The 22,962-nt window shown below is 36.3% G+C and carries 25 protein-coding genes; 21 read left to right on the top strand and 4 right to left on the bottom strand.

All coding sequences use genetic code 11. The annotated features are described in order from the left end of the window. Positions 1–60 precede the first annotated feature (60 nt). The 15 genes from AC1DKZ_RS03350 (at position 61) to AC1DKZ_RS03280 (ending at position 13,713) form a co-directional block, all read left to right on the top strand. Positions 61–2,205 carry an HD family phosphohydrolase gene (locus AC1DKZ_RS03350; RefSeq protein ID WP_476995643.1) on the top strand — a complete coding sequence of 715 codons (2,145 nt, stop codon included), beginning with the start codon at positions 61–63 and terminating at the stop codon, positions 2,203–2,205. After that, positions 2,202–2,672 carry an rRNA maturation RNase YbeY gene (ybeY, locus tag AC1DKZ_RS03345; RefSeq protein WP_002088675.1) on the top strand — a complete coding sequence of 157 codons (471 nt, stop codon included), beginning with the start codon at positions 2,202–2,204 and terminating at the stop codon, positions 2,670–2,672. The genes AC1DKZ_RS03350 and ybeY overlap by 4 nt, the downstream gene beginning before the upstream one ends. After that, on the top strand, positions 2,669–3,022 hold the full coding sequence (locus AC1DKZ_RS03340; RefSeq protein WP_002190697.1) for a diacylglycerol kinase family protein: 354 nt from the start codon (positions 2,669–2,671) through the stop codon (positions 3,020–3,022). Before ybeY ends, AC1DKZ_RS03340 begins: the two co-directional genes overlap by 4 nt. Positions 3,023–3,121: 99 nt before the next feature. After that, the gene (locus AC1DKZ_RS03335) at positions 3,122–3,520 is read left to right on the top strand and encodes a cytidine deaminase (RefSeq protein ID WP_113935594.1); all 399 of its coding nucleotides are present in this window, start codon (positions 3,122–3,124) and stop codon (positions 3,518–3,520) included. Continuing rightward, on the top strand, positions 3,513–4,418 hold the full coding sequence (gene era, locus AC1DKZ_RS03330; protein WP_002088672.1) for a GTPase Era: 906 nt from the start codon (positions 3,513–3,515) through the stop codon (positions 4,416–4,418). The genes AC1DKZ_RS03335 and era overlap by 8 nt, the downstream gene beginning before the upstream one ends. Positions 4,419–4,594: 176 nt before the next feature. Continuing rightward, positions 4,595–4,738 (top strand): YqzL family protein, encoded by a 144-nt coding sequence (locus AC1DKZ_RS03325; RefSeq protein WP_000883924.1) that lies wholly within the window; start codon positions 4,595–4,597, stop codon positions 4,736–4,738. 33 nt (positions 4,739–4,771) lie between these two features. Beyond that, on the top strand, positions 4,772–5,518 hold the full coding sequence (gene recO / locus AC1DKZ_RS03320; protein WP_002129136.1) for a DNA repair protein RecO: 747 nt from the start codon (positions 4,772–4,774) through the stop codon (positions 5,516–5,518). Between the two features lie 106 nt (positions 5,519–5,624). Beyond that, complete coding sequence (gene ccpN, locus AC1DKZ_RS03315; RefSeq protein WP_002015181.1) at positions 5,625–6,257, top strand: transcriptional regulator CcpN; 633 nt, start codon at positions 5,625–5,627, stop codon at positions 6,255–6,257. A 29-nt stretch (positions 6,258–6,286) separates the two neighbouring features. Further along, entirely contained in the window at positions 6,287–7,099 is an 813-nt protein-coding gene (locus tag AC1DKZ_RS03310; protein WP_002015180.1) for a pyruvate, water dikinase regulatory protein, read from the top strand. Between the two features lie 664 nt (positions 7,100–7,763). Then, positions 7,764–7,907, top strand: a complete 144-nt coding sequence (locus AC1DKZ_RS03305; RefSeq protein ID WP_162836445.1) for a hypothetical protein — start codon at positions 7,764–7,766, stop codon at positions 7,905–7,907. An 81-nt stretch (positions 7,908–7,988) separates the two neighbouring features. Beyond that, positions 7,989–9,791, top strand: coding sequence for a DNA primase (dnaG, locus tag AC1DKZ_RS03300; RefSeq protein WP_002015179.1), 1,803 nt, complete (start codon positions 7,989–7,991; stop codon positions 9,789–9,791). 59 nt (positions 9,792–9,850) lie between these two features. Then, the gene (rpoD, locus tag AC1DKZ_RS03295) at positions 9,851–10,978 is read left to right on the top strand and encodes an RNA polymerase sigma factor RpoD (RefSeq protein WP_000764062.1); all 1,128 of its coding nucleotides are present in this window, start codon (positions 9,851–9,853) and stop codon (positions 10,976–10,978) included. A gap of 385 nt (positions 10,979–11,363) precedes the next feature. Further along, positions 11,364–11,720, top strand: a complete 357-nt coding sequence (cccA, locus tag AC1DKZ_RS03290) for a cytochrome c550 (protein WP_476995642.1) — start codon at positions 11,364–11,366, stop codon at positions 11,718–11,720. 167 nt (positions 11,721–11,887) lie between these two features. Then, positions 11,888–12,595, top strand: coding sequence for a tRNA (adenine(22)-N(1))-methyltransferase (locus AC1DKZ_RS03285; protein WP_002015177.1), 708 nt, complete (start codon positions 11,888–11,890; stop codon positions 12,593–12,595). Further along, positions 12,592–13,713 (top strand): Nif3-like dinuclear metal center hexameric protein, encoded by a 1,122-nt coding sequence (locus AC1DKZ_RS03280; RefSeq protein WP_002129128.1) that lies wholly within the window; start codon positions 12,592–12,594, stop codon positions 13,711–13,713. The genes AC1DKZ_RS03285 and AC1DKZ_RS03280 overlap by 4 nt, the downstream gene beginning before the upstream one ends. A 40-nt stretch (positions 13,714–13,753) precedes the next feature. Here AC1DKZ_RS03280 and AC1DKZ_RS03275 read toward each other — a convergent pair whose 3' ends face one another. Next, entirely contained in the window at positions 13,754–14,704 is a 951-nt protein-coding gene (locus AC1DKZ_RS03275) for a 4-hydroxy-3-methylbut-2-enyl diphosphate reductase (protein ID WP_002015175.1), read from the bottom strand. An 89-nt stretch (positions 14,705–14,793) separates the two neighbouring features. Then, positions 14,794–15,519, bottom strand: a complete 726-nt coding sequence (gene vrrA / locus AC1DKZ_RS03270) for a VrrA/YqfQ family protein (RefSeq protein WP_476995641.1) — start codon at positions 15,517–15,519, stop codon at positions 14,794–14,796. A 179-nt stretch (positions 15,520–15,698) separates the two neighbouring features. Here vrrA and AC1DKZ_RS03265 point away from each other — a divergent pair, with 179 nt between their 5' ends. Continuing rightward, positions 15,699–17,009, top strand: a complete 1,311-nt coding sequence (locus AC1DKZ_RS03265; protein WP_002015172.1) for a DEAD/DEAH box helicase — start codon at positions 15,699–15,701, stop codon at positions 17,007–17,009. Between the two features lie 250 nt (positions 17,010–17,259). Next, the gene (locus AC1DKZ_RS03260; protein WP_002088660.1) at positions 17,260–18,156 is read left to right on the top strand and encodes a deoxyribonuclease IV; all 897 of its coding nucleotides are present in this window, start codon (positions 17,260–17,262) and stop codon (positions 18,154–18,156) included. Between the two features lie 19 nt (positions 18,157–18,175). Here AC1DKZ_RS03260 and AC1DKZ_RS03255 read toward each other — a convergent pair whose 3' ends face one another. Beyond that, on the bottom strand, positions 18,176–18,430 hold the full coding sequence (locus tag AC1DKZ_RS03255; RefSeq protein ID WP_002088657.1) for a DUF2624 domain-containing protein: 255 nt from the start codon (positions 18,428–18,430) through the stop codon (positions 18,176–18,178). A 151-nt stretch (positions 18,431–18,581) separates the two neighbouring features. Here AC1DKZ_RS03255 and AC1DKZ_RS03250 point away from each other — a divergent pair, with 151 nt between their 5' ends. From AC1DKZ_RS03250 to AC1DKZ_RS03235, 4 genes are all read left to right on the top strand, one after another. Next, positions 18,582–19,460 carry a YitT family protein gene (locus tag AC1DKZ_RS03250; protein ID WP_002015168.1) on the top strand — a complete coding sequence of 293 codons (879 nt, stop codon included), beginning with the start codon at positions 18,582–18,584 and terminating at the stop codon, positions 19,458–19,460. Positions 19,461–19,640: 180 nt separating this feature from the next. Next, positions 19,641–20,411 (top strand): metal ABC transporter ATP-binding protein, encoded by a 771-nt coding sequence (locus AC1DKZ_RS03245; protein ID WP_002015167.1) that lies wholly within the window; start codon positions 19,641–19,643, stop codon positions 20,409–20,411. Then, positions 20,411–21,244 carry a metal ABC transporter permease gene (locus AC1DKZ_RS03240; RefSeq protein ID WP_002015165.1) on the top strand — a complete coding sequence of 278 codons (834 nt, stop codon included), beginning with the start codon at positions 20,411–20,413 and terminating at the stop codon, positions 21,242–21,244. Before AC1DKZ_RS03245 ends, AC1DKZ_RS03240 begins: the two co-directional genes overlap by 1 nt. A gap of 13 nt (positions 21,245–21,257) precedes the next feature. Next, positions 21,258–21,671 (top strand): Fur family transcriptional regulator, encoded by a 414-nt coding sequence (locus AC1DKZ_RS03235; protein WP_476995640.1) that lies wholly within the window; start codon positions 21,258–21,260, stop codon positions 21,669–21,671. Between the two features lie 85 nt (positions 21,672–21,756). On the opposite strand, the gene ispG is transcribed toward AC1DKZ_RS03235, so the two are convergent. Continuing rightward, positions 21,757–22,875 carry a flavodoxin-dependent (E)-4-hydroxy-3-methylbut-2-enyl-diphosphate synthase gene (gene ispG / locus AC1DKZ_RS03230; protein WP_404454054.1) on the bottom strand — a complete coding sequence of 373 codons (1,119 nt, stop codon included), beginning with the start codon at positions 22,873–22,875 and terminating at the stop codon, positions 21,757–21,759. Positions 22,876–22,962 lie beyond the last annotated feature (87 nt).

The following is a 22,962-nucleotide window of genomic DNA, read 5'->3' as shown; positions in this document are numbered from 1 at the left end:
AAGAAATGAAAGCTATAAATAGTTTCACTTTATTTCTGGAGAGGAGAAGGTATTGAAATCATGTCAAGATCTCAAGAAATTTCTAAGTGGTTTCGTAATTTACAACATTCGAAAAAACTAAGTTGGATTTCTTACGTTTTATTAGGGGCAGTGCTGTTTTTTGCACTTATGAATAATGTAAAACCAGAGCAATTAGATGTTACAACATATTCTATTGCGAAAAAAACAATCCATTCTCCTATTAAAATTGAAGATAAAGTTACAACGGACAAAAAGAAAAAAGAAGCCGCTACAAAAGTTGAAGATCAATATACATATAAAAGTGAGTATAAACAAAATAAAGTGGATATTGTGAATGACGTCTTTGCTAAAGTAGATGAAGTGATACAAGAGATTAAAGCGGTTGGACCGGATGAGCAAAAAAAGATTACTGATGCTGAAAAAGTGGACAAGTTGAAAAAAAAATTGCCTACTGATTTAACGAAAGAATTATCTGATTCAAACTTACTAAACTTAATTAATGCGGATTCGAACCAATTAGTATTAGCGAAAGATGCAACAGTTACAGCTATTAATAGTATCATGACTGAGCATGTTAAAATGGATGAATTGAAGGATGCGAAGGAACGATATGTAAGTGAGATGAATAGTGTTAATGTTGATAATGGTTTAAAGGAATCTATTAAGGCGTTAGGGAAATATGCGATTTCTGCAAACTATTTTTATGATCCGACCTTAACAAAAGAGAAGAGAAAAGCGGAAGAAGATTTAGTTCCACCTGTTTATATTCTTCAAGGGCAAGTCCTTGTTAGAGAAGGTGAAACGATTTCAAGTGATATGTACAATCAGTTGAAATTAGTTGGCCTGTTAGAAAAAGGGAACAGTTTTCAACCCTATGTTGGGTTAGCGGTACTCATTGGTGTGCTATTGTACTTTATGCATAAGCAGTTTGAAGTGTTTTTACAGCGGAAAAGAGAAGATAGGCCGTATGTCTTAGCGTATATTACAATTTTGTCTATCACGATTGTTTTAATGAAAATCATTAGTTTGTTTCAAAAGCTTGAGTATGCAGGAATCGCGTATGTTGTTCCAGTTGCAATGGGAACAATACTTGTAAAATTAATGATTGGTGATCGATTTGTATTTTTAACGAGTATGATCTTTTCTGTATGCGGAAGTATTATGTTTAATGAAGGTGTAACGAGTACACTGAATTATAGTGTGGGGATTTATGTTTTATTAAGTTCATTATCAGTTAGTATTTTCTTGAGAGAAAAAAATCGTCGTACGATGATTTTACAAGCTGGTATACTCGTTTCTGTATTAAATGTAGTCGTATTAGCGGCTTTGCTATTATTACGTAACGGGAATTTTTCGCCTCTTGAAATTGGGGTGCAATTATTAATGGCTGCTGTTTCGGGTATTATCTCTTCTGTTCTAGCTATGGGGATTTTACCGTATTTAGAAAGTGGTCTTGGGATTGTATCGAGTATGAAATTGATGGAACTTTCAAGTCCGAATCACTCGCTTTTGCGTAAAATTTTATTAGAAGCACCAGGTACATATCACCATAGTGTAATGGTAGCTAATCTCTCAGAAGCTGCTTGTGAAGCAGTTGGAGCAAATGGAGTATTAGCGCGTGTAGGGGCGTATTATCATGATGTAGGGAAAACGGTACAACCACAGTTTTTTATTGAAAACCAAATGGGTATTGAAAACCCGCATGATAGATTAGACCCTGTAACGAGCAAAGATATTATAATTGCTCATGTAACCGATGGGGTGAGAATGTTAGAAGAACACCATATACCTCAAGAAATTATCGATATTGCTGGACAGCATCATGGTACAACGTTACTTAAATATTTTTATTATAATGCGATTAAAGAAGATAAAGAGAAATATACGGAGGAAATGTTCCGCTATCCAGGATCAAAAGCAACTTCTAAAGAGTCGGCGATCGTTGGTATTGCTGATAGTGTGGAAGCGGCGGTACGTTCGATGAACCATCCAACACCAGATCAGATTAATAATTTAGTGCAAAGTATTATTAAAGATCGCCTGCAAGATGGTCAATTTAGTGAATGTGATTTGACATTTAAGGAACTACAAATCGTTGGAAAAACGTTATGTGAAACGTTAAATGGTATTTTCCATTCCCGTATTACATATCCGGAACCGCCGGAAGAAAAGGAGAAAGAATGAGTTTATTAATTGATTTTATTGATGAAACAGAAGAAGTGAAAGACGAATATATAAGTTTGATTCGAGGTTTAGTAGAGAAAGCAGCCCAAATGGAGAACATAGAAGAAGGCGCAGAATTATCGGTTACATTTGTAGATAATGAACGTATTCGTGAAATAAACCGTGATTACCGAGATAAGGATCAGCCTACGGACGTTATTTCTTTTGCTATGGAAGAAATGGGAGAAGGCGAAATGGAAATTGTCGGTGCAGAGATGCCGCGTATGTTAGGAGATCTTATTATTTCTATTCCGAGAGCAAAAGAACAAGCTGAAGAATATGGACATTCTTTTGATCGAGAACTTGGGTTTTTAGCACTACATGGCTTTTTGCATTTGCTTGGTTATGATCATATGACAGAAGAAGATGAGAAAGAAATGTTTGGAAGACAAAAAGAAATTTTAGAGGCCTTTGGATTAGGACGATGAAAACAGGAAAACTTTTAGATAGTTTTGGATATGCTATAGCTGGTATATACTTTTGTCTTCGTCATGAACGAAATATGAAAATTCATTATTTAGCCGCAGTCATCGTTATATGCTGCGGCTTTTATTTCCATATTACAACAATGGAATGGATTGTCGTACTTATTGTGATAGGGATTGTAATGAGTTTAGAGATGGTGAATACGGCTATTGAAAAAACAGTAGACTTAGCAACCGCCGATATTCATCCGGTTGCAAAAATTGCAAAGGATGTTGCAGCAGGTGCAGTTTTATTATTTGCAATTATAGCTGCTGTAATTGGTGCTATTATCTTTTTACCGTATATGGTATAGTTGCATTCCGAAGCTTTTATTAAGCTTTGGGAGCGCCGTGAAGGCCTTTAATGAAAGAGTGTATCTATTCACATCTATGAACGGAAAGGATGCGGGAATATGAATAGCGAACAATTAATTCAGGAAGCAACCGAAGCGCGTAAACGAGCGTACGTACCATATTCTAAATTTCAAGTAGGTGCAGCTTTACTAACTCAGGATGGAAAAATATATCGTGGATGTAATGTTGAAAATGCATCATATGGTTTATGTAACTGTGCAGAAAGAACAGCGTTATTTAAGGCAATTTCTGAAGGGGATAACGAGTTTGTAGCTATTGCAGTCGTAGCGGATACAAAGCGTCCAGTACCTCCTTGTGGAGCATGTCGACAAGTTATGATAGAATTATGTAAACAGGATACGAAAGTATACCTATCAAACTTACATGGTGATGTTCAAGAGACAACAGTCGGAGAATTGTTACCAGGAGCATTTTTAGCGGAGGATTTACATGAATAGAAAAGGTTATAAATCAGGTTTTGTCTCTATTATTGGCAGACCGAATGTTGGGAAATCTACATTTTTAAATCGTATTATTGGCCAAAAAATTGCCATTATGAGCGATAAGCCACAAACAACTCGTAATAAAATTCAAGGTGTATATACAGAAAATGATTCACAAGTAGTTTTCATTGATACACCAGGAATACATAAACCTAAACATAAACTAGGCGATTTCATGGTGAAGATGGCTCAAACGACATTAAAAGAAGTTGATATTGTTTTGTTTATGGTCAATGCAACTGAAGGATATGGTCGTGGTGAGGAATTTATTATTGAGAAATTACAAGAAACGAAACAACCGGTATTTTTGGTAATTAATAAAATTGACCAACTTCATCCAGAGCAATTGCTGGAGTTGATTGATCAATATCGTAAATTATATGAGTTCGCGGAGATTGTGCCAATTTCTGCATTGGACGGTAATAACGTTGAAGCGTTAATCGGAGCAATTAAAAAGTATTTACCAGAAGGACCGCAATATTACCCGGATAATCAAGTAACGGATCATCCAGAGCGATTTATTATTTCAGAGCTTATTCGTGAAAAAGTATTACATTTAACACGTGAAGAAGTACCGCATTCTGTAGCGGTTGTTATTGATGCAATTCAAAAGCGTGAGGGCGGAGCGGTTTATATAAACGCAACGATTGTTGTTGAACGTGCATCACAAAAAGGAATTATTATAGGCAAGCAAGGGAAGATGTTAAAAGAAGTCGGTAAGAGAGCTCGTTTTGACATTGAAGCACTTCTTGGTTCTAAAGTATTTTTAGAAGTATGGGTGAAAGTGCAAAAAGATTGGCGTAATAAGATGTCACAGCTTCGTGACCTTGGTTTCCGTGAAGACGAGTATTAATATGAAGTAAAGTTGTGATCAGTGGATGTTTTGTTCATCCGCTGATTATTGGTTTTTATGAACCTTGATAAATTAGGAAAAATTTTTCTCACATGAAAATGAACAAAATGGGTCAACTTAATAACAACAAAAGAAATTGGTTTATAGGCTACGCTTATTGAGAAAGGTGGATTCTTATGCTAGATTTTACCTGGAAGTTTTTCTCCAAAACAGGAAGCATTGAAACGTATTTGCTTTTGAAAGAAATGGAAAAAGACGTAAACGATGAGATGGATCAACATGAAGAGGAGTTAGCGCATCTAGACTCTCCAATTTCTTGACCCGTTTTGTTCAAACCTTGGATGGTGACGAACATGTTTCAAAAAGTTGAGGGCATTGTTATCCGTACGACAGATTACGGAGAAACAAATAAGATTGTTACAATATACTCACGGGAATTTGGTAAGGTAAGTGCAATGGCAAGAGGGGCGAAAAAGCCGAAGAGTCGGTTAGCAGCTATTTCGCAACTTATGACACATGGTCATTTTCTTATTCAAATGGGATCTGGACTTGGAACTTTGCAACAAGGCGAGATTATTTCATCTATGAAAGAAATTCGTGAGGATATATTTTTAACTGCTTATGCATCATTTATTATTGAATTAACCGATAAAGCAACAGAAGATAAGAAGCATAATCCGTATTTATTTGAAATGTTATATCAAACGTTGCATTATATGTGTGAGGGTGTTGATCCAGAAGTATTATCATTAATTTATCAAACGAAAATGCTTCCGGTATTAGGGATGCGCCCGTACTTTGATACATGTGCTATTTGTCATCAAGAAACAGATTTTGTCGCCTTCTCTGTCCGGGAAGGCGGTTTTCTGTGCTCGCGTCATGCGGAGCAAGATCCGTATCGTATTCCGGTGGGAGAGGCTGTTCATAAATTATTACGTCTCTTTTTTCACTTTGATTTACACCGGCTCGGTAATGTATCGGTGAAGGATAGTACAAAAAAACAAATGCGCACAGTATTGAATACATATTATGACGAATATTGTGGGATTTATTTGAAAACAAGGCGTTTCTTGGAACAACTTGATAAGTTTCAAATATAAAAAGGGCCGTATACGGTCCTTTTTACATACTTTCTTTTTCGAATAGCATATTTAGTATATAATATTTAAGAGATAGTATAACTTTTTTCGTTGTGCATTAAAGGTGGTGATTATCATAGAGCTGAATAAACGGCAAGAGCATATCATTCAGATTGTAAAAGATCACGGTCCTATTACAGGGGAGTCAATTGCTGGGCAATTGGGTTTAACACGTGCAACGCTAAGACCAGACTTAGCAATTTTAACGATGGCTGGTTATTTAGAAGCGCGTCCACGTGTAGGTTATTTTTATACGGGTAAAACCGGGGGACAGCTATTATCTGAAGCTGTTAAGAAAATTAAAGTGCAAGATTATCAATCTAGACCGGCTGTAATTGATAAAAATGTATCAGTATACGATGCAATCTGTACTATGTTTCTAGAGGACGTTGGTACATTATTTGTTGTAGATCAAGCTACTTTATTAGTTGGCGTTGTATCTCGTAAAGATTTATTACGAGCTAGCTTAGGAAAGCAGGATTTAACCTCTCTTCCGGTTAATATTATCATGACAAGGATGCCAAACATTGCGATGTGTCGCAGGGAGGATTCTTTATATGATATTGCGATGGAATTAATAGAAAGACAGATTGATGCGATGCCGGTTGTGAAGGATACGAAACAAGGTTTAGAAGTGATTGGACGAATTACAAAAACAAATATTACACGTGCGTTTGTAAATTTAGTAAATAACGAATAAGTGTAATTTGTTTAAAGTGAGGTAATGTAATGGATAATAAAATCGTATATGTCGTATCTGACTCTGTAGGAGAAACGGCTGATTTGGTTGTTAGAGCGGCAATGGGACAGTTCCCATTCGCTCCTGATATTAGGCGTGTACCGTATGTAGAAGATACAGGGACATTAAAAGAAGTAATCTCGATTGCCAAGAGCAATCAAGCGCTTATTTGTTTTACGTTAGTAAAGCCTGATATGCGTCAATATTTATTGACAGAAGCGGCAAAAGAAGGAGTAGAGGCATACGATATTATCGGACCTCTTATCGATCAAATTGAAGAAATTACAGGGCAAGTACCAAGGTATGAGCCAGGTGTCGTTCGAAGATTAGATGAAGAGTACTTTAAAAAAATTGAAGCGATTGAATTTGCAGTTAAGTATGATGATGGTAGAGATGCACGTGGTATTTTAAAAGCTGATATCGTGTTGATTGGAATTTCACGTACATCAAAAACACCACTTTCACAATATTTAGCGCATAACAAACGTTTGAAAGTTGCTAATGTACCACTTGTACCGGAAGTGGATCCGCCTGAGGAATTATATCAAGTGGCAAAAGAGAAATGTTTCGGTTTGAAAATTATACCAGATAAGTTAAATCATATTCGAAAAGAACGATTGAAATCACTTGGATTAAGTGATGGAGCAACATATGCAAATATTAATCGTATTCAAGAAGAAATTGATCATTTTGAGGAAGTAATTAGTAAAATAAATTGTCAAGTGATTGATGTATCAAATAAGGCAATTGAAGAAACAGCAAATATTATTGTGAATGCAGTGCAAAACCAAAAAATGTTTTAGCACATTTACCAAAGGTGAATGTGCTTTTTTCGCTCGTGAGAAGGCGTTAGAGGAAGATGCGAAGTAGAGCATGAACTTTCGGCTTAGTAATAGAATATAGCGGAATGGTTATACTTATATTCTTCTGTTTTTTAATTATGCTAAAGGAACGATTTCGTTATCTTTAAGTGTAAGATGAAAATTAAAGGGATATGTAGCGTAGTTGAAGAAAATATATTATAATAAAAAATTGTGATAAAAACCTATATTTTACGTTTAGACTTTAATTTTTCAGAATAAACTAGGGATAGGATTTTCGAAAAAGACATGTATTTACGTTAAATCGACAAAATCTAGACAAGAAAACGCACATTATGGAAGGATTCACAGAAGGGATGTAGAATACAGAAATATGCAAAACATCAGATAAGATATTATTTGATGCAGATGCGTATCCCGTGAAGAATGCAATTGTGCAAGTTGGAACAAAATTTTATGTCGAAATTTTGTTTGTCGTATCCTATGCTCATCGTTCAAGAAAACAGCAAGGTAATTGGGTCTATGTAGATTCTGAGCAAGATGAAGTTGACTGTTATATTTATTAACATGCAAAAGCTACAGATCTCATGATCATACAGGCTATAGTGCTTCTTGCTAGTCTTCTTGTGAAAAAGGAGTATATGTATTGTCTCCAGGAGATACATTTGTAACAGATGAGCAAATGTATACAATTTTATATAGTAGTATGTATCTGCGAATTTACGCAGACTGGGGACTTATACGAAAGGTCCAAAATCGTTTACACAATGTGATCGACAGTACTTTCTAACAAATTTAGAAAAATATTGTCGAATTATAAAGGAATCTTTTAATTTATATCGAATACAAAATACGACACGGAGATGGAGTTATGGGGAACAGAATTCCTGAAGAAGTTGTTGAACAGATTCGGACATCATCCGATATTGTAGAAGTGATTGGTGAGTATGTTCAACTTAGAAAGCAGGGGCGTAACTATTTCGGCCTTTGTCCATTTCATGGTGAGAATTCTCCTTCATTCTCTGTTTCATCTGATAAGCAAATTTTTCATTGTTTCGGATGTGGAGAAGGTGGAAATGTATTTTCTTTTCTTATGAAAATGGAAGGACTTGCTTTCACAGAGGCTGTTCAAAAGCTTGGCGAAAGAAATGGAATTGCAGTTGCAGAATATACATCAGGGCAAGGACAACAACAACAAGAAGACATATCTGATGACACTGTCATCATGCAACAGGCTCATGAACTTTTGAAAAAGTATTATCATCATTTATTAGTAAATACAGAAGAAGGAAATGAAGCACTTTCATATTTATTAAAACGTGGTATTACAAAAGAGATGATTGAGAAATTTGAAATTGGTTATGCATCACAAGCTTGGGATGCAGCGACGAAAATTTTACAAAAAAGAGGTTTGTCGCTATCTAGTATGGAACAGGCTGGCCTTCTTGTAAGAAGTGAGAAGGATGGCAGTCATTATGACCGCTTCCGCGGAAGAGTTATGTTTCCGATTTATACTTTACAAGGTAAGGTGATAGCGTTTAGTGGAAGGGCATTAGGAGATGACACTCCGAAATATTTGAATAGTCCTGAAACACCGATTTTTTACAAAAGTAAGCTGTTGTATAATTTCCACCAAGCAAGGCCGTTTATTAGAAAACGTGGGCAGGTTGTCCTTTTTGAAGGTTATGCCGATGTACTAGCCGCGGTGAAAAGTGGTGTGGAAGAAGCTGTTGCGACAATGGGAACAGCTTTAACTGAAGAACAAGCGAAACTTCTGCGACGTAACGTTGAAACTGTTGTTCTTTGCTATGATGGTGATAAAGCAGGGCGAGAAGCGACGATGAAAGCAGGGCAATTACTATTGCAAGTTGGTTGCCAAGTAAAAGTTACATCCTTGCCAGATAAGCTTGACCCTGATGAATATGTGCAACAATATGGGACAACCGCTTTTGAAAATCTTGTGAAATCAAGTATAAGTTTTGTTGGTTTCAAAATAAATTATTTGCGTTTAGGGAAAAATTTGCAAGATGAGTCTGGCAAAGAAGAATATGTAAAAAGTGTTTTAAAAGAGTTATCATTGCTACAGGATGCGATGCAGGCGGAATCATATTTAAAATCATTATCGCAAGAATTTTCGTATTCAATGGAAACACTTTTGAATCAATTGCACCAATATCGCAAAGAACAAAAGGTACAGCAAAAACAAATAAAGCAGGTTTCTAAGCCATCTCAAATTGTTCAAACGAAACCGAAATTAACAGGTTTTGAAAGGGCAGAAAGAGAAATTATTTACCATATGTTGCAAAGTGCAGAAGTGACAGTGCGTATGGAACCTCATATAGAAGATTTTTATACAGAAGAACATAAAGGGATTTTATATGAACTATACGCATATTATGAAAAGGGAAATGAACCTTCAGTCGGAACATTTTTAAGTTGGCTCTCTGATGAAAAGTTGAAAAATATTATTACTGATATTTCGACGGATGAATTTATTAATCCAGAGTACACAGAAGAAGCGTTACAAGGTCATTTGGAGGCGCTAAGACGCCATAAAGAAAAACTTGAAAAGATGGAAATTATCTTTAAAGTAAAACAAATGGAAAAAACAGATCCTGTAGAGGCTGCTAAATATTATGTGGCATATTTACAAAGTCAAAAAGCAAGAAAATAGCTTTTTCGATAAAGTTTTAGTATAATGAATGTTTGTATCTCGCGTAAGGAGGGGAACAGATGGCTGATAAACCAGCTCGTTCTAAACAAATTGAAACTGAAATGACCCTTGAGCAAGTGAAAGAACAACTCACTGAGCTCGGAAAAAAACGTGGCGTTCTTACATATGAAGAGATTGCAGAACGCATGAATGGATTTGAAATTGAATCCGATCAAATGGATGAATACTATGAATATTTAGGTGAACAAGGGATTGACTTAGTTGGTGACAATGACAACGACGAAGGTCCTAATAATCGTCAAATTACAAAAACGGAAGAAGAATTTGACCTTAATGATTTAAGTGTGCCGCCAGGTGTGAAAATTAATGACCCTGTTCGTATGTACTTAAAAGAAATTGGTCGTGTAGACTTACTATCTGCTGAAGAAGAAATTCGACTTGCGACACGTATTGAAGAAGGCGATGAAGAAGCAAAACGCCGTCTTGCGGAAGCAAACTTACGTCTTGTAGTAAGTATTGCAAAGCGCTACGTGGGCCGTGGTATGCTTTTCTTAGACTTAATCCAAGAAGGAAATATGGGTCTAATTAAGGCAGTTGAAAAGTTCGACTACCGTAAAGGTTTTAAATTTAGTACGTATGCAACTTGGTGGATTCGCCAAGCTATTACACGTGCGATTGCAGACCAAGCGCGAACAATTCGTATTCCAGTTCATATGGTTGAAACAATTAATAAGTTAATCCGTGTACAACGTCAATTATTACAAGATTTAGGACGCGAACCATCTCCTGAAGAGATTGGTGAAGAAATGGATCTTGCTCCAGAAAAAGTACGCGAAATCTTAAAGATTGCACAGGAGCCAGTTTCTCTTGAAACACCAATTGGTGAAGAAGACGACTCCCATTTAGGTGACTTTATCGAAGACCAAGAAGCAACATCGCCTGCGGACCATGCAGCGTATGAATTGCTAAAAGAACAATTAGAAGATGTGTTAGATACACTAACAGATCGTGAAGAAAATGTTCTGCGTCTTCGTTTTGGTTTAGATGATGGACGAACTCGTACGCTTGAAGAAGTTGGGAAAGTATTCGGCGTAACGAGAGAACGTATTCGTCAAATTGAAGCGAAAGCACTTCGCAAATTAAGACATCCAAGCCGTAGTAAGCGTCTTAAGGATTTCTTAGAATAGGCTACCTTTAAGTTTACTTCACTTTTGTGAAGTAAACTTTTTTGTTTTGTTAATTTTTGTTAAAATTTAGCTATCGGCAACGATTACAATTTCTTGTAATTTATTTTACAGAATTGTCTTTTGATTTGCAAATGCTCATTTTTCGATTTTTCGATTTATTTTGTTTATTATATACAAAATAATATGTAGAAAAGTAAAAAATATGATGAGAAACGTTAGTAATTATCGAAATAATATGCGATATAATAGTGAAAATCAATAAAATGAATTTACGGAATATTTTTAACAAATGGTAGTTTGCTCTTTTCTGATAGGGTGTTTTCAAGTACAATATAAATGACTGAATCATCTAACTATTTAGCGGTATAGAGGGGGGAGAAGAGATATGAAACGTAATCCGTTGATTCCGTTCGCTCTTATTGCAGCATTAGGTATTATCGTTATGTTTGTATTTTCATTTCAGGGGCTAAATAAATCTAAAGAGTTAGCTGATGCAAAAAATGGCGGGAAACCAGCACAAACAGCATCAAAGCCAGAGGATATTGTAAAGCAAAGCTGTACGARCTGTCACGGTGATCAGTTACAAGGGGCAGTGGGACCTAATTTACAAAAAATTGGTGGGAAACTTTCGAAAGATGAAATTAAAGAAGTTCTTTCAAAAGGAAAAGGAAATATGCCAGCTAATTTAATTCCAGCTGATCAAGCAACGAAAGTAGCTGATTGGTTATCGAAGAAAAAATAAAGTTTCGTATTACAAGCCTTTTGCTTTTGTGCAAAAGGCTTGTTTTTCTATACTTTCTAAAATACGATTAGTAATAGAGAATTGAAGTGTTGTTATGGACTTGCAACAACTACTATAAATTCATTATCATGGAGACAGACTGAGAAGAGAAGGAGTAATGGAAATACATGAATGAAGTAAAGCTTTCGAAACGATTAGAAGAAGTTGTGAGGGAGATTCCGGTAGGCTCTACAGTAGCTGATATTGGATCGGATCATGCGTATTTACCGTGTTATACAATTATAAATAATATTGCTACGAAAGCAGTTGCAGGAGAGGTTGTAGATGGACCGTTTCGCTCTGCACAAGCAACTGTAGCTGAAAGTGGCTTACAAGATAAAGTAGACGTTCGTAAAGGGAATGGATTAGCTGTTATAGTGCCAGGAGAAGTAGATGTTATTACGATTGCTGGTATGGGTGGAGCGTTAATTCGTGACATTTTAGAAAGTGGTAAAGAAAAATTAGAAGGTGTAACACGTTTAATCTTACAGCCGAATATTGCAGCACACCATATCCGTGAATGGTTTATTGAAAATGGATGGGAGCTTATCCGTGAGAAAATTGTAATAGAAGACGGAAAGATTTACGAGATTTTAGTCGGAGAACGAGGAGATACAGCAGTACCTTACTCTGAAAATAAACAAACTGAATTGTTTATGGGTCCATTTCTAATAAAAGAAAAAAGTGAAGCTTTTGTTGAAAAGTGGGAAGGGGAATTGAAAAACTTCCAAAATATTTTAAAACAGTTAGAGCGTGCAGCAGAGTCTGAAGAGAAGAAAGCGAAGCGTGCAGAAGTAGAAGCGAAAATGAAAATGATAGGAGAGGTTTTATCATGAGTAAAATTCCAAATGGCCATGAAATTATTTCTTTATTTGAAGGTATGTATCCGAAGCATTTAGCGATGGAAGGGGATAAGATTGGCTTACAGATTGGAGCGCTTAATAAACCTGTGCAGCACGTATTAATCGCATTAGATGTAACTGAGGAAGTTGTGGACGAGGCAATCCAATTAGGAGCAAATATCATTATAGCTCATCACCCTTTAATCTTTAATCCATTAAAAGCGATTCATACAGATAAGGCGTACGGAAGAATTATTGAAACGTGTATTAAAAATGATATTGCGGTTTATGCGGCGCATACAAATGTAGATATTGCTAAGGGCGGGGTAAATGATTTACTTGCTGATGCGTTAGGGTTACAAAATACAGAAGTATTAGCTCCTACATATGCAGAAGAAATGAAAAAAATTGTTGTATTTGTTCCAGTAACCCATGCAGAAGAAGTGCGCAAAGCTCTTGGAGATGCGGATGCAGGTCATATCGGTAATTATAGCCACTGTACGTTCGGTAGCGAAGGGGTAGGTACGTTTATCCCTCAAGAAGGTACAAATCCTTATATCGGAGAAACTGGGCAGTTAGAACGTGTGGAAGAGATACGTGTCGAAACGATTATTCCAGCTTCATTACAAAGAAAAGTTATTAAAGCGATGTTGGCAGCCCATCCATATGAAGAAGTGGCATATGATGTATATCCGCTTGATAATAAAGGTGAAACATTAGGTCTTGGTAAAATAGGGTATTTACAAGAAGAAATGACGCTTGAGCAGTTTGCTTTACATGTGAAACAATCATTACATGTAAAGGGTGCAAGAGTTGTTGGAAAGTTAGATGATAAGGTGCGTAAAGTAGCTGTACTTGGTGGTGACGGTAATAAATATATAAACCAAGCGAAATTTAAAGGAGCAGATGTATATGTAACAGGTGATATGTATTATCATGTTGCTCACGATGCGATGATGATTGGTTTAAATATAGTCGATCCAGGACATAACGTTGAAAAAGTAATGAAGCAAGGTGTACAAAAACAATTGCAAGAAAAAGTAGATGTGAAGAAATTCAATGTACACATTCACGCTTCGCAGTTACATACAGATCCATTCACATTTGTATAAGAAAAATAAAAACCGTTGCTCATGTAGGCAACGGTTTTTATTATTGTTCTTTTTTCACTTTTACACGAGGTAGTATCTTTTGAAGTGGTACTTTTCGAATTCTGTCCCATGTAGCTGGATTCATTGGGTCATATTGATCTAAGAAAGCAATAACTTCTTTTGTAATTGGCGTTGGAGTAGAAGCACCTGCTGTAACAGCTACGTTTTCTACACCTTGTAGCCATTCTAATTGGATTTCACTTACGTCTGCAACGCGGTATGCTGTCGTACCAGCGATTTCTTGTGATACTTGTGCTAAACGGTTTGAGTTGTTACTTTTCGGATCACCGACAACAATTGTTAAATCTGCAACATCAGCTTGTTTAGCGACAGCTTCTTGGCGAACTTGAGTTGCTAAACAAATTTCCTTGTGGAATTCTGCTGTTGGGAATTTTTTCTGAATGTCCTCCATTAAATGTTGAACATCCCATTGACTCATTGTTGTTTGATTCGTAACTAAAATTTTATCCGTTGGAATTTCTAGTGTTTTTAAATCATCAGCTTTTTCGATAAGATGAACGATATCAGGTGCGATACCAACTGCGCCTTCTGGTTCTGGATGATTTTTTTTGCCGATATAAATGACATGGTATCCTTCAGCTTTCTTTGCTTCGATAAGGTCATGTGTTTTTGTAACATCTGGACAAGTTGCATCAATTGTCGTTAAACCTTTTTCTTTTGCACGTTGTTTAACTTCTGGAGAAACACCGTGTGCAGTGAAAATAACAGTACCAGAATCGATTTTATCTAAAATTTCTAATCGACTTGGACCGTCTAATGTAATGATGCCATCCTCTTCGAAAGCATCTGTGACATGCTTATTGTGAACAATCATACCTAAAATATAAATGGGTCTCGGTAATGATTTATCTAATGCGGCGTTACGTGCAATAACCATTGCGTCAACAACACCGTAGCAATAACCACGAGGGGAAATTTTAACAATCTTCATGTGAGTAATCCTCTCCTTCTAAACAAGGGATACTTTTGTGCATAGTCCATTACATTATAAAGGAGGAGTGGATAGAAAACAAAGGATTGTTACACATATAGTTTTGGTTTTGTTGCTGATTGTTGAACGGGTTCTTTCGGAACCTCTTTTTCTATTACCGGTTCAAGCACTATTTTTTTTCGTTTCCTTTTTGGAGGTGGAGGAGGTGGAGTTGCTACCTCAACCTGTTCTGTTGCATCTTCAGTTTGATTTTCTTCCGTACTTTTTCCAGAGGTGAGGATTTTAACAATGCTTGGTAGACTACGCATAATGGGACCGTACTGTTCGACAACAGGACCGACAGATTGCACGACTTGAGATACTTTTTCGATATTATTTATCATATTAGTTGGGTTCGAAATTAAATTTGAAAAAAAACTACCGATGCCGCTGCTAGATGCCGCTGCAGTTGTAGCTGACGCAGCACCACGTGTATCATTTGATTCATACATTTGAGGTGGTATCATCTGCTCTGGATATTGCTGCATGTATGGTTGATATTGTTGTGTATATTGTTGTGTATATTGTTGTTGGTATGGCTGTTGCTGTTGATATTGGGGCGGCGGTTGTTGGTGCATCATCGGTGGCCCTTCCATTTGTCGATAAGGAGGGGCCATTTGCATGAAAGGTTCGGTTGGATCGTGTTTTTTAAAGAGTTTAGCAAGGAAACCTTTCTTTTTTTGAGCCATCGGTGGTAGTTGTGGAATCGGATATGGTGTGTAAGATTGTTGTCCTCGATTCGGATACATTTGTCTTATAGGGGATTTCGGAAACATGTGGGAAATCCTCCTTTCTTCAGTTAGGTATATACACATACAATATGCAATGGAAGGAAAGAAGGTTAGTTTTTGAGATAAAAACCTAAACTAAAGATGGATTTTACTTGTAGATTTCGATATAATGTAGACTTGACTGATTTGTGCGCAGTAGAAATTTTAGAAAGAAGGTGTAACTTATGACACTACAAACTTTTACACAGTATGATTTTAAACCATTTTTAATAGATGCAGTTCGTGAACTACGCTTTACAGAGCCAACAGGAATTCAAAAGAAAATTTTCCCGGTCGTGAAAAAAGGTGTGAGTATAATTGGACAATCCCAAACTGGTTCTGGGAAAACACATGCATACTTACTTCCTACATTAAACAGAATTGATGCAAGTCGTGAAGAGGTACAACTTGTTATTACAGCGCCTACTCGTGAGTTAGCACAACAAATTTACGAAGAAATTGTGAAACTAACAAAGTTCTGTGCAGAAGATCAAATGATTACAGCACGCTGTTTAATTGGTGGAACTGATAAACAACGATCAATTGAAAAGTTGAAAAAACAACCTCATATTGTAGTTGGAACGCCAGGACGTATTAAAGATTTAGTAGAAGAAAAGGCGCTATTTGTCTATAAAGCGGATACTATTATTGTCGATGAAGCGGACTTAATGCTTGATATGGGATTCATTCAAGATGTAGATAAAATTGCGGCACGTATGCCTAAAAATCTGCAGATGTTAGTTTTCTCTGCAACAATTCCTCAAAAATTAAAACCATTTTTGAAGAAATATATGGAGAATCCAGAACATATTCATATTAATCCGAAGCAAGTTGCAGCAGGAAATATTGATCATTACCTTGTGCCTTCAAGACACCGTAATAAAACTGAATTAGTGAAAAATATGCTACTTCAATTTAAACCATATTTAGCAATTGTCTTTACAAACACAAAGAAGAAGGCTGACGAAGTAGCCGATGGATTAGCAGAACGTGGATTAAAAGTAGGGCGTATACACGGTGATTTATCACCACGTGATCGTAGAAAAATGATGAAACAAGTTCGTGATTTAGAGTTCCAATACATTGTCGCAACAGATTTGGCGGCACGCGGTATTGATATTGAAGGAATTAGCCATGTTATTAACTATGAACTTCCACCAGATTTAGATTTCTTCGTTCACCGTGTTGGAAGAACTGCACGTGCGGGTCATTCAGGTATTGCAGTGACGATTTATGATCCAGCAAACGAAGAAGCGTTAGATAGTTTAGAAAAACAACGTCATATCGAGTTTAAGCATGTGGATTTACGCGGAGATGAATGGGCGGATTTAGGTGACCGTCGTCGTCGTAAGAGCCGTAAAAAACCAAGTGATGGACTAGATGTTATGGCAACAAAAGTTGTTAAGAAGCCGAAAAAAGTAAAACCAAACTATAAACGAAAACTTGCAACAGAACGTGACAAAGTGAAGAAAAAATATAGCAATAAAAAAAGATAAGGGATTTCCCTTATTTTTTTTTATCTCACTGCTTGAGAGAAAGTCGATTAATGCAGACTAATAATTAGTGAGGGGTAGAAAAAACGTTGACTAAAGTTTCGCTTTATTGGGTTAATTTAAGTATAGAGTCCAGATTGTTTGAATAGTCTGTTTAATTTATGTAGTGCCTTTTGTGTGAACAAACAATTCGCTACATATTTCTACAAATTATGCTATCATTATATCTATTGTATATTGAAGAGGTGATTGTATGTTAAAGATTGGATCTCATGTTTCTATGAGTGGTAAGAAAATGTTATTAGCAGCAAGTGAAGAGGCTGTTTCATACGGTGCAACGACGTTTATGATTTATACAGGTGCACCGCAAAATACACGAAGAAAACCAATTGAAGAATTGAACATAGAAGCAGGAAGAAAACATATGGAACTAAACGGTATTGAAGAAATTATCGTACATGCGCCATACATTATTAATCTTGGGAATACGACGAAGCCAGAAACATTCCAATTAGGTGTAGACTTCCTTCGCATGGAAATTGAAAGAACATCGGCATTAGGTGTAGCGAAACAAATCGTTCTTCACCCAGGTGCGCACGTTGGTGCAGGAGCGGATGCTGGTATTCAACAAATTATTAAAGGGCTTAATGAAGTATTAACGCCAGAGCAGACGGTTAACATTGCGTTAGAAACGATGGCAGGAAAGGGAACGGAATGCGGTCGTAGCTTTGAAGAAATTGCGAAAATTATTGATGGTGTGAAATATAATGAAAAACTATCTGTATGTTTTGATACGTGTCATACGCATGATGCAGGTTATGACCTTGTAAATGATTTTGACGGTGTGTTAAACGAATTTGATAAAATTGTTGGGATAAATCGTTTACAAGTACTTCATATTAACGATAGCAAAAATGTACGCGGAGCTGGAAAAGACCGTCATGAAAATATTGGTTTTGGTCATATTGGCTATAAGGCATTGCATCACATTGTGCATCACCCACAACTTACGCACGTACCAAAAATTCTTGAAACGCCGTATGTAGGTGAAGATAAAAAAGATAAGAAGCCACCATATAAATTAGAAATCGAAATGCTGAAAAATGGTACTTTTGATGAAGGAATTCTTGAAAAAATTAAAGCGCAATAAGGAGGGGATTTTCCCCTCCTTATTTTAATAGCTGCTGAAATAAAATATTTACTTGTTGGGCAGTGGCAGGAGTAGTTACTTTAGCGATTTGTTTTAACAAATCTAGTCGCTCAGTATTATCGTAAATGTTAATGTTTTTCCCTTTCATAAGTAAAACGATTTTATCAGCTTGTGCAGTTGTGATTGGAACTTCGTATTCTTTACTATATTTCAATAGTTCTTTTGTAGAAATATGATTTAATTTTTTGTTCACAATTTGTTTAATGAGGTTCATCGTGTTGTCCTCCTTCACACGTTCTTCTATCGAAATATRTGTACGCATAGCTTGTACATATTCGTATCAAGGTGCATTTTTTCAATGGGGAAAAGAAGCTTATGTTATAATATAAGAACAAAACTATAGATAAAGAGTATAAGGAGGACTTATGGAAAAAAAGCAACATCGAAAAGAAAGTGTTATTCATCTTGTATATCGTTTAGTTATGATTGTCTTTGGGGCAGCGTGTGCGGCGGTAGCGATTGAACTGTTTTTAATGCCAAATAAAATTATTGATGGTGGAATTATTGGTATTTCTCTTATATTAGATTATCTTACTCCTAATATTTGGTGGTTAAGCTTTTCTACTTTAGTTGTTATCCTCAACATTCCTTTTATGTACTCCGGGTATAAGCAAATTGGAAAAACATTCATGTTATCTTCAGCATTTGGAATTGTAGCTTTAGCATTTATTGAATCAACGTTGCATGCTATCCCGCCATTTACAACAGAGCCGATTTTAGCAACAGTTTTCGGCGGTCTTATTTTAGGGATTGGTGTAGGACTTGTTATTCGTCATGGTGGATCGTTAGACGGGACCGAGATTATGGGAATTCTATTAACGAAGAAATTACCGTTTTCTGTTGGTGAATTCGTAATGTTTGTGAACTTATTCATTTTTGCATGGGCAGCATTTGTTTTTGGTGTTGAACAAGCGATGTATTCTGTTATGACGTACTATATCGCATTCAAAACAATTGATACGGTAATTCAAGGATTAGACGAAACGAAAGCAGTTTTAATAGTATCGGATCAATATGAGGAAGTATCAAATGCAATTTTACACCGCCTTGGTCGTGGAACAACAAAACTTGTTGCTAAAGGTGGCTATACAGATAAAGAAAAAGAAGTTATTTATGCAGTTGTAACACGTCTGGAAGTGACGAAGTTAAAATCAATTGTGCATGAAATTGATGAAAACGCATTTGTTACGATTATGAATACACAAGAGACAAATGGTGGTAAGTTTAAATCAGCAATTCACTAAAAAGTTAATTGTAATATCTTTTGAAAGCAGAGAATTCTTCTCTGCTTTTTGTTATAATAATAAGGTTTCTTGAAATAAAGAATATATTTTAGGCAGATTGGTTTACAACTATAATAAGCTGTACTATAATTCAAATAGAGATAAATCGGAATCATTCTGAATTAAAATAGGTGAGATGCTATGAATAATATATTGGAAATAGAAGGATTAACGTTTCGGTATGAAGATCGCAACGTGTTAGAAGATATTAATTTGCAAGTTCCGAAGGGAGCTTTTTTAGGTTTAGTTGGACCGAATGGTTCAGGGAAATCGACTTTACTTAAATGCTTATTGGGTGTTTTAAAACCAAAGCAAGGAAGTATTAGATTGTTTGGCATTGATAGTAAGAAATTTAAAGAGTGGAATAAAGTTGGTTATGTATCCCAAAAGGCAAGTAGCTTTAACTCAGGTTTCCCGGCAACTGTTTTCGAGGTTGTTTCAATGGGGCTCGTTTCGAAAAAAGGGCTTTTTCGCTTTTTTACGAAAGACGATAATGCGAAAGTAGAAAAAGCGATTGCTGATGTAGGTATGAGCGAGTTTCGAGGTCGCAACATTGGAGAACTTTCTGGCGGACAACAACAGCGTGTATTTATTGCTCGTGCACTTGTAAGTGATCCGGAATTGCTTATTTTGGACGAGCCTACTGTTGGGATTGATGTGAAGAATGTGGCAAGTTTTTATGAGATACTAGAGGATTTAAACAAAAGATTGGGAATTACGTTAATTCTTGTTACGCACGATATGGGTGCTGTAACAGAGAAGGTGACGCATGTTGCATGTTTGAATCAGCATTTACATTTCCATGGGAATGTAGAGAAATTCCGAGAGTTAGAAGATGCAGAAATGTCGATTTTATATGGACATCATGTTCATCGCTTAGAACATGAACATGGGCATCACGGGAGGATATAATGATACAGGATTTTTTACAATATGATTTTTTACGTAATTCCTTATACGCTGGTATTTTAATAGGGCTTGTCGCACCACTTATCGGCGTGTTTGTTGTAATTCGCCGCATGTCGCTTATTGCGGATGCATTAAGTCATGTGACGTTATCAGGAATTGCAGCAAGTTTATTACTTGAAAAGACAATCTTTACCGGTGGGTTTTTAAACCCTTTATATATGGGGATGTTTTTTTCAATCGGTGGAGCATTGCTAATTGAAAAATTACGTACTGTATATAAACATTATCAAGAGTTAGCAATCCCGATTATACTTTCAGCAGGGATGGGGATTGGAGTTATCTTCATCTCACTTGCTAATGGATTCAATACGGATTTATTTAGTTATTTATTTGGTAGTGTAAGTGCTGTAACAAGTGCGGATTTAATTATTATTGGTATAGTAGCAATTGTTGTTATTGCGACGATTGTTTTATTATACAAAGAGTTGTTTTTACTATCATTTGATGAGGAATACGCTGTATCAACCGGTTTAAGTGCAAAGTGGATTCACTTTATCTTCATTATATTAGTTGCTCTTGTAATTGCGGTATCAATGCGTGTTGTAGGTGTTCTTCTCGTATCATCTTTAATGACGTTACCAGTTGCAGCAAGTATTCGTATTGCAAAAGGATTTAAACAAACAATTTTCTTTTCCATTTTATTTGGTGAAATTGCAGTAATTGGTGGAATGTTTGCTTCGTATCAACTTGATTTAGCTCCAGGTGGTACAATTGTTATGATAGCGGTTCTTATTTTAATTGGTGCAATTTTATGGAAAAAGAAAAAAACTGCATAAAGTAGGGATAGGTATGAATCTAACAGAAGCTTTACGCCTAATGAAGGAAAAGGGATACAAACATACAGGGAAAAGGGAAGAAATGCTGAGATTATTCGCAGCTCATAATCGTTATTTAACTGCGAAAGATGTTTTAGAGCATATGAAGGGTGATTATCCAGGACTTAGTTTTGATACGATTTATCGTAACTTAACGGTTTTTGCTGAAGTCGGTGTTTTAGAGCAAACGGAATTAAATGGTGAAAAGCATTTCCGTTTTACATGCCCCATTATGGAACATCATCATCATTTCATTTGTTTAGATTGTGGTGGTACAAAAGAGATTAATTCCTGCCCGATGGATTTTATGAATAAAGATTTTAAAGGTTATGAGGTAACGGGGCATAAGTTTGAAATATATGGTCGTTGTCCAAAATGTGCAAAATGAGAGGGCTCGTCAGTTATATAACTGACGAGTTTTTAATTTGAATGTAAAAAGAAGGTTGCTCACAAAAATTGTGGCAACCTTCTTTTTATTGTTCTTGTTTTTCTTTTTCTTTTTCTTTTTCTCGTTCGGCAGCCATTTCAGCAGCGATTACATCAATTTCTTTTTTCAGTTCTTCTACCATTGTTTCTTCTGGTACTTTACGAACGACTTGCCCTTTACGGAATAATAAACCTTCTCCGCGTGCACCGGCAATACCGATGTCAGCTTCACGAGCTTCACCGGGACCGTTTACGGCACAGCCGAGTACTGCAACCTTAATTGGAACTTTAAGTGTGGAGATGTATTCTTCGACTTCATTAGCAATGCTAATTAGGTCGATTTCAATACGACCACAAGTTGGACAAGAAATAAGTGTTGCGGCATTAGATGCAAGACCGAATGATTTTAATAGTTCACGTGCAACTTTTACTTCTTCAACTGGATCAGCGCTTAAAGAGATACGAAGTGTATTTCCGATGCCTTTACTTAAAATTGCTCCAAGACCGGCGGCGCTTTTTACAGTCCCAGCAAACAATGTTCCTGATTCTGTAATACCTAAATGTAATGGATAATCAAAAGCGCGAGCAGCTTTTTCGTATGCTTCAATTGCTAAGTTAACATCAGAGGCTTTCATTGATACGATAATATCGTGGAAATCTAAGTCCTCTAAAATTTTAATATGGTGCAGTGCGCTCTCAACCATACCATCAGCAGTTGGATATCCATACTTTTCTAAAATATGACGTTCTAATGAGCCGGCATTTACACCGATACGGATTGGAATGCCACGCTCTTTCGCTGCATTTACAACAGCTTCTACTTTATGGCGACGTCCAATGTTACCTGGATTGATACGTACTTTATCAATGCCGCCTTCGATTGCTTTTAAAGCAAGGCGGTAATCAAAATGAATATCAGCAACAAGTGGAATGTTGATTTGTTTTTTAATATCAGCAATAGCATTTGCTGCGCGTTCGTCTGGAACAGCAACACGAACAACTTGACAGCCAGCTTCTTCTAAACGTTTAATTTCAGCAACTGTAGCCTCAACATCATGCGTTTTTGTTGTCGTCATACTTTGTATAATTAATTCATTGTTACCGCCAATTGTTAAATTACCGACTTTAACTGGACGTGTTTTTGTGCGTTGAGTTATTTCATTCACGAATTGATCGCTCTCCTTATAAAAGAAGTTTCTTATTTTAGTCCCTTACATCAATGATAGTATGTGTGAGAAAGGGCTATAGAAACC

This window comes from Bacillus sp. 05T21 (assembly GCF_056396785.1).
The sequence above is the reverse complement of the archived record's forward strand: the minus strand, read 5'-3'. Positions and strand labels throughout refer to the sequence as shown.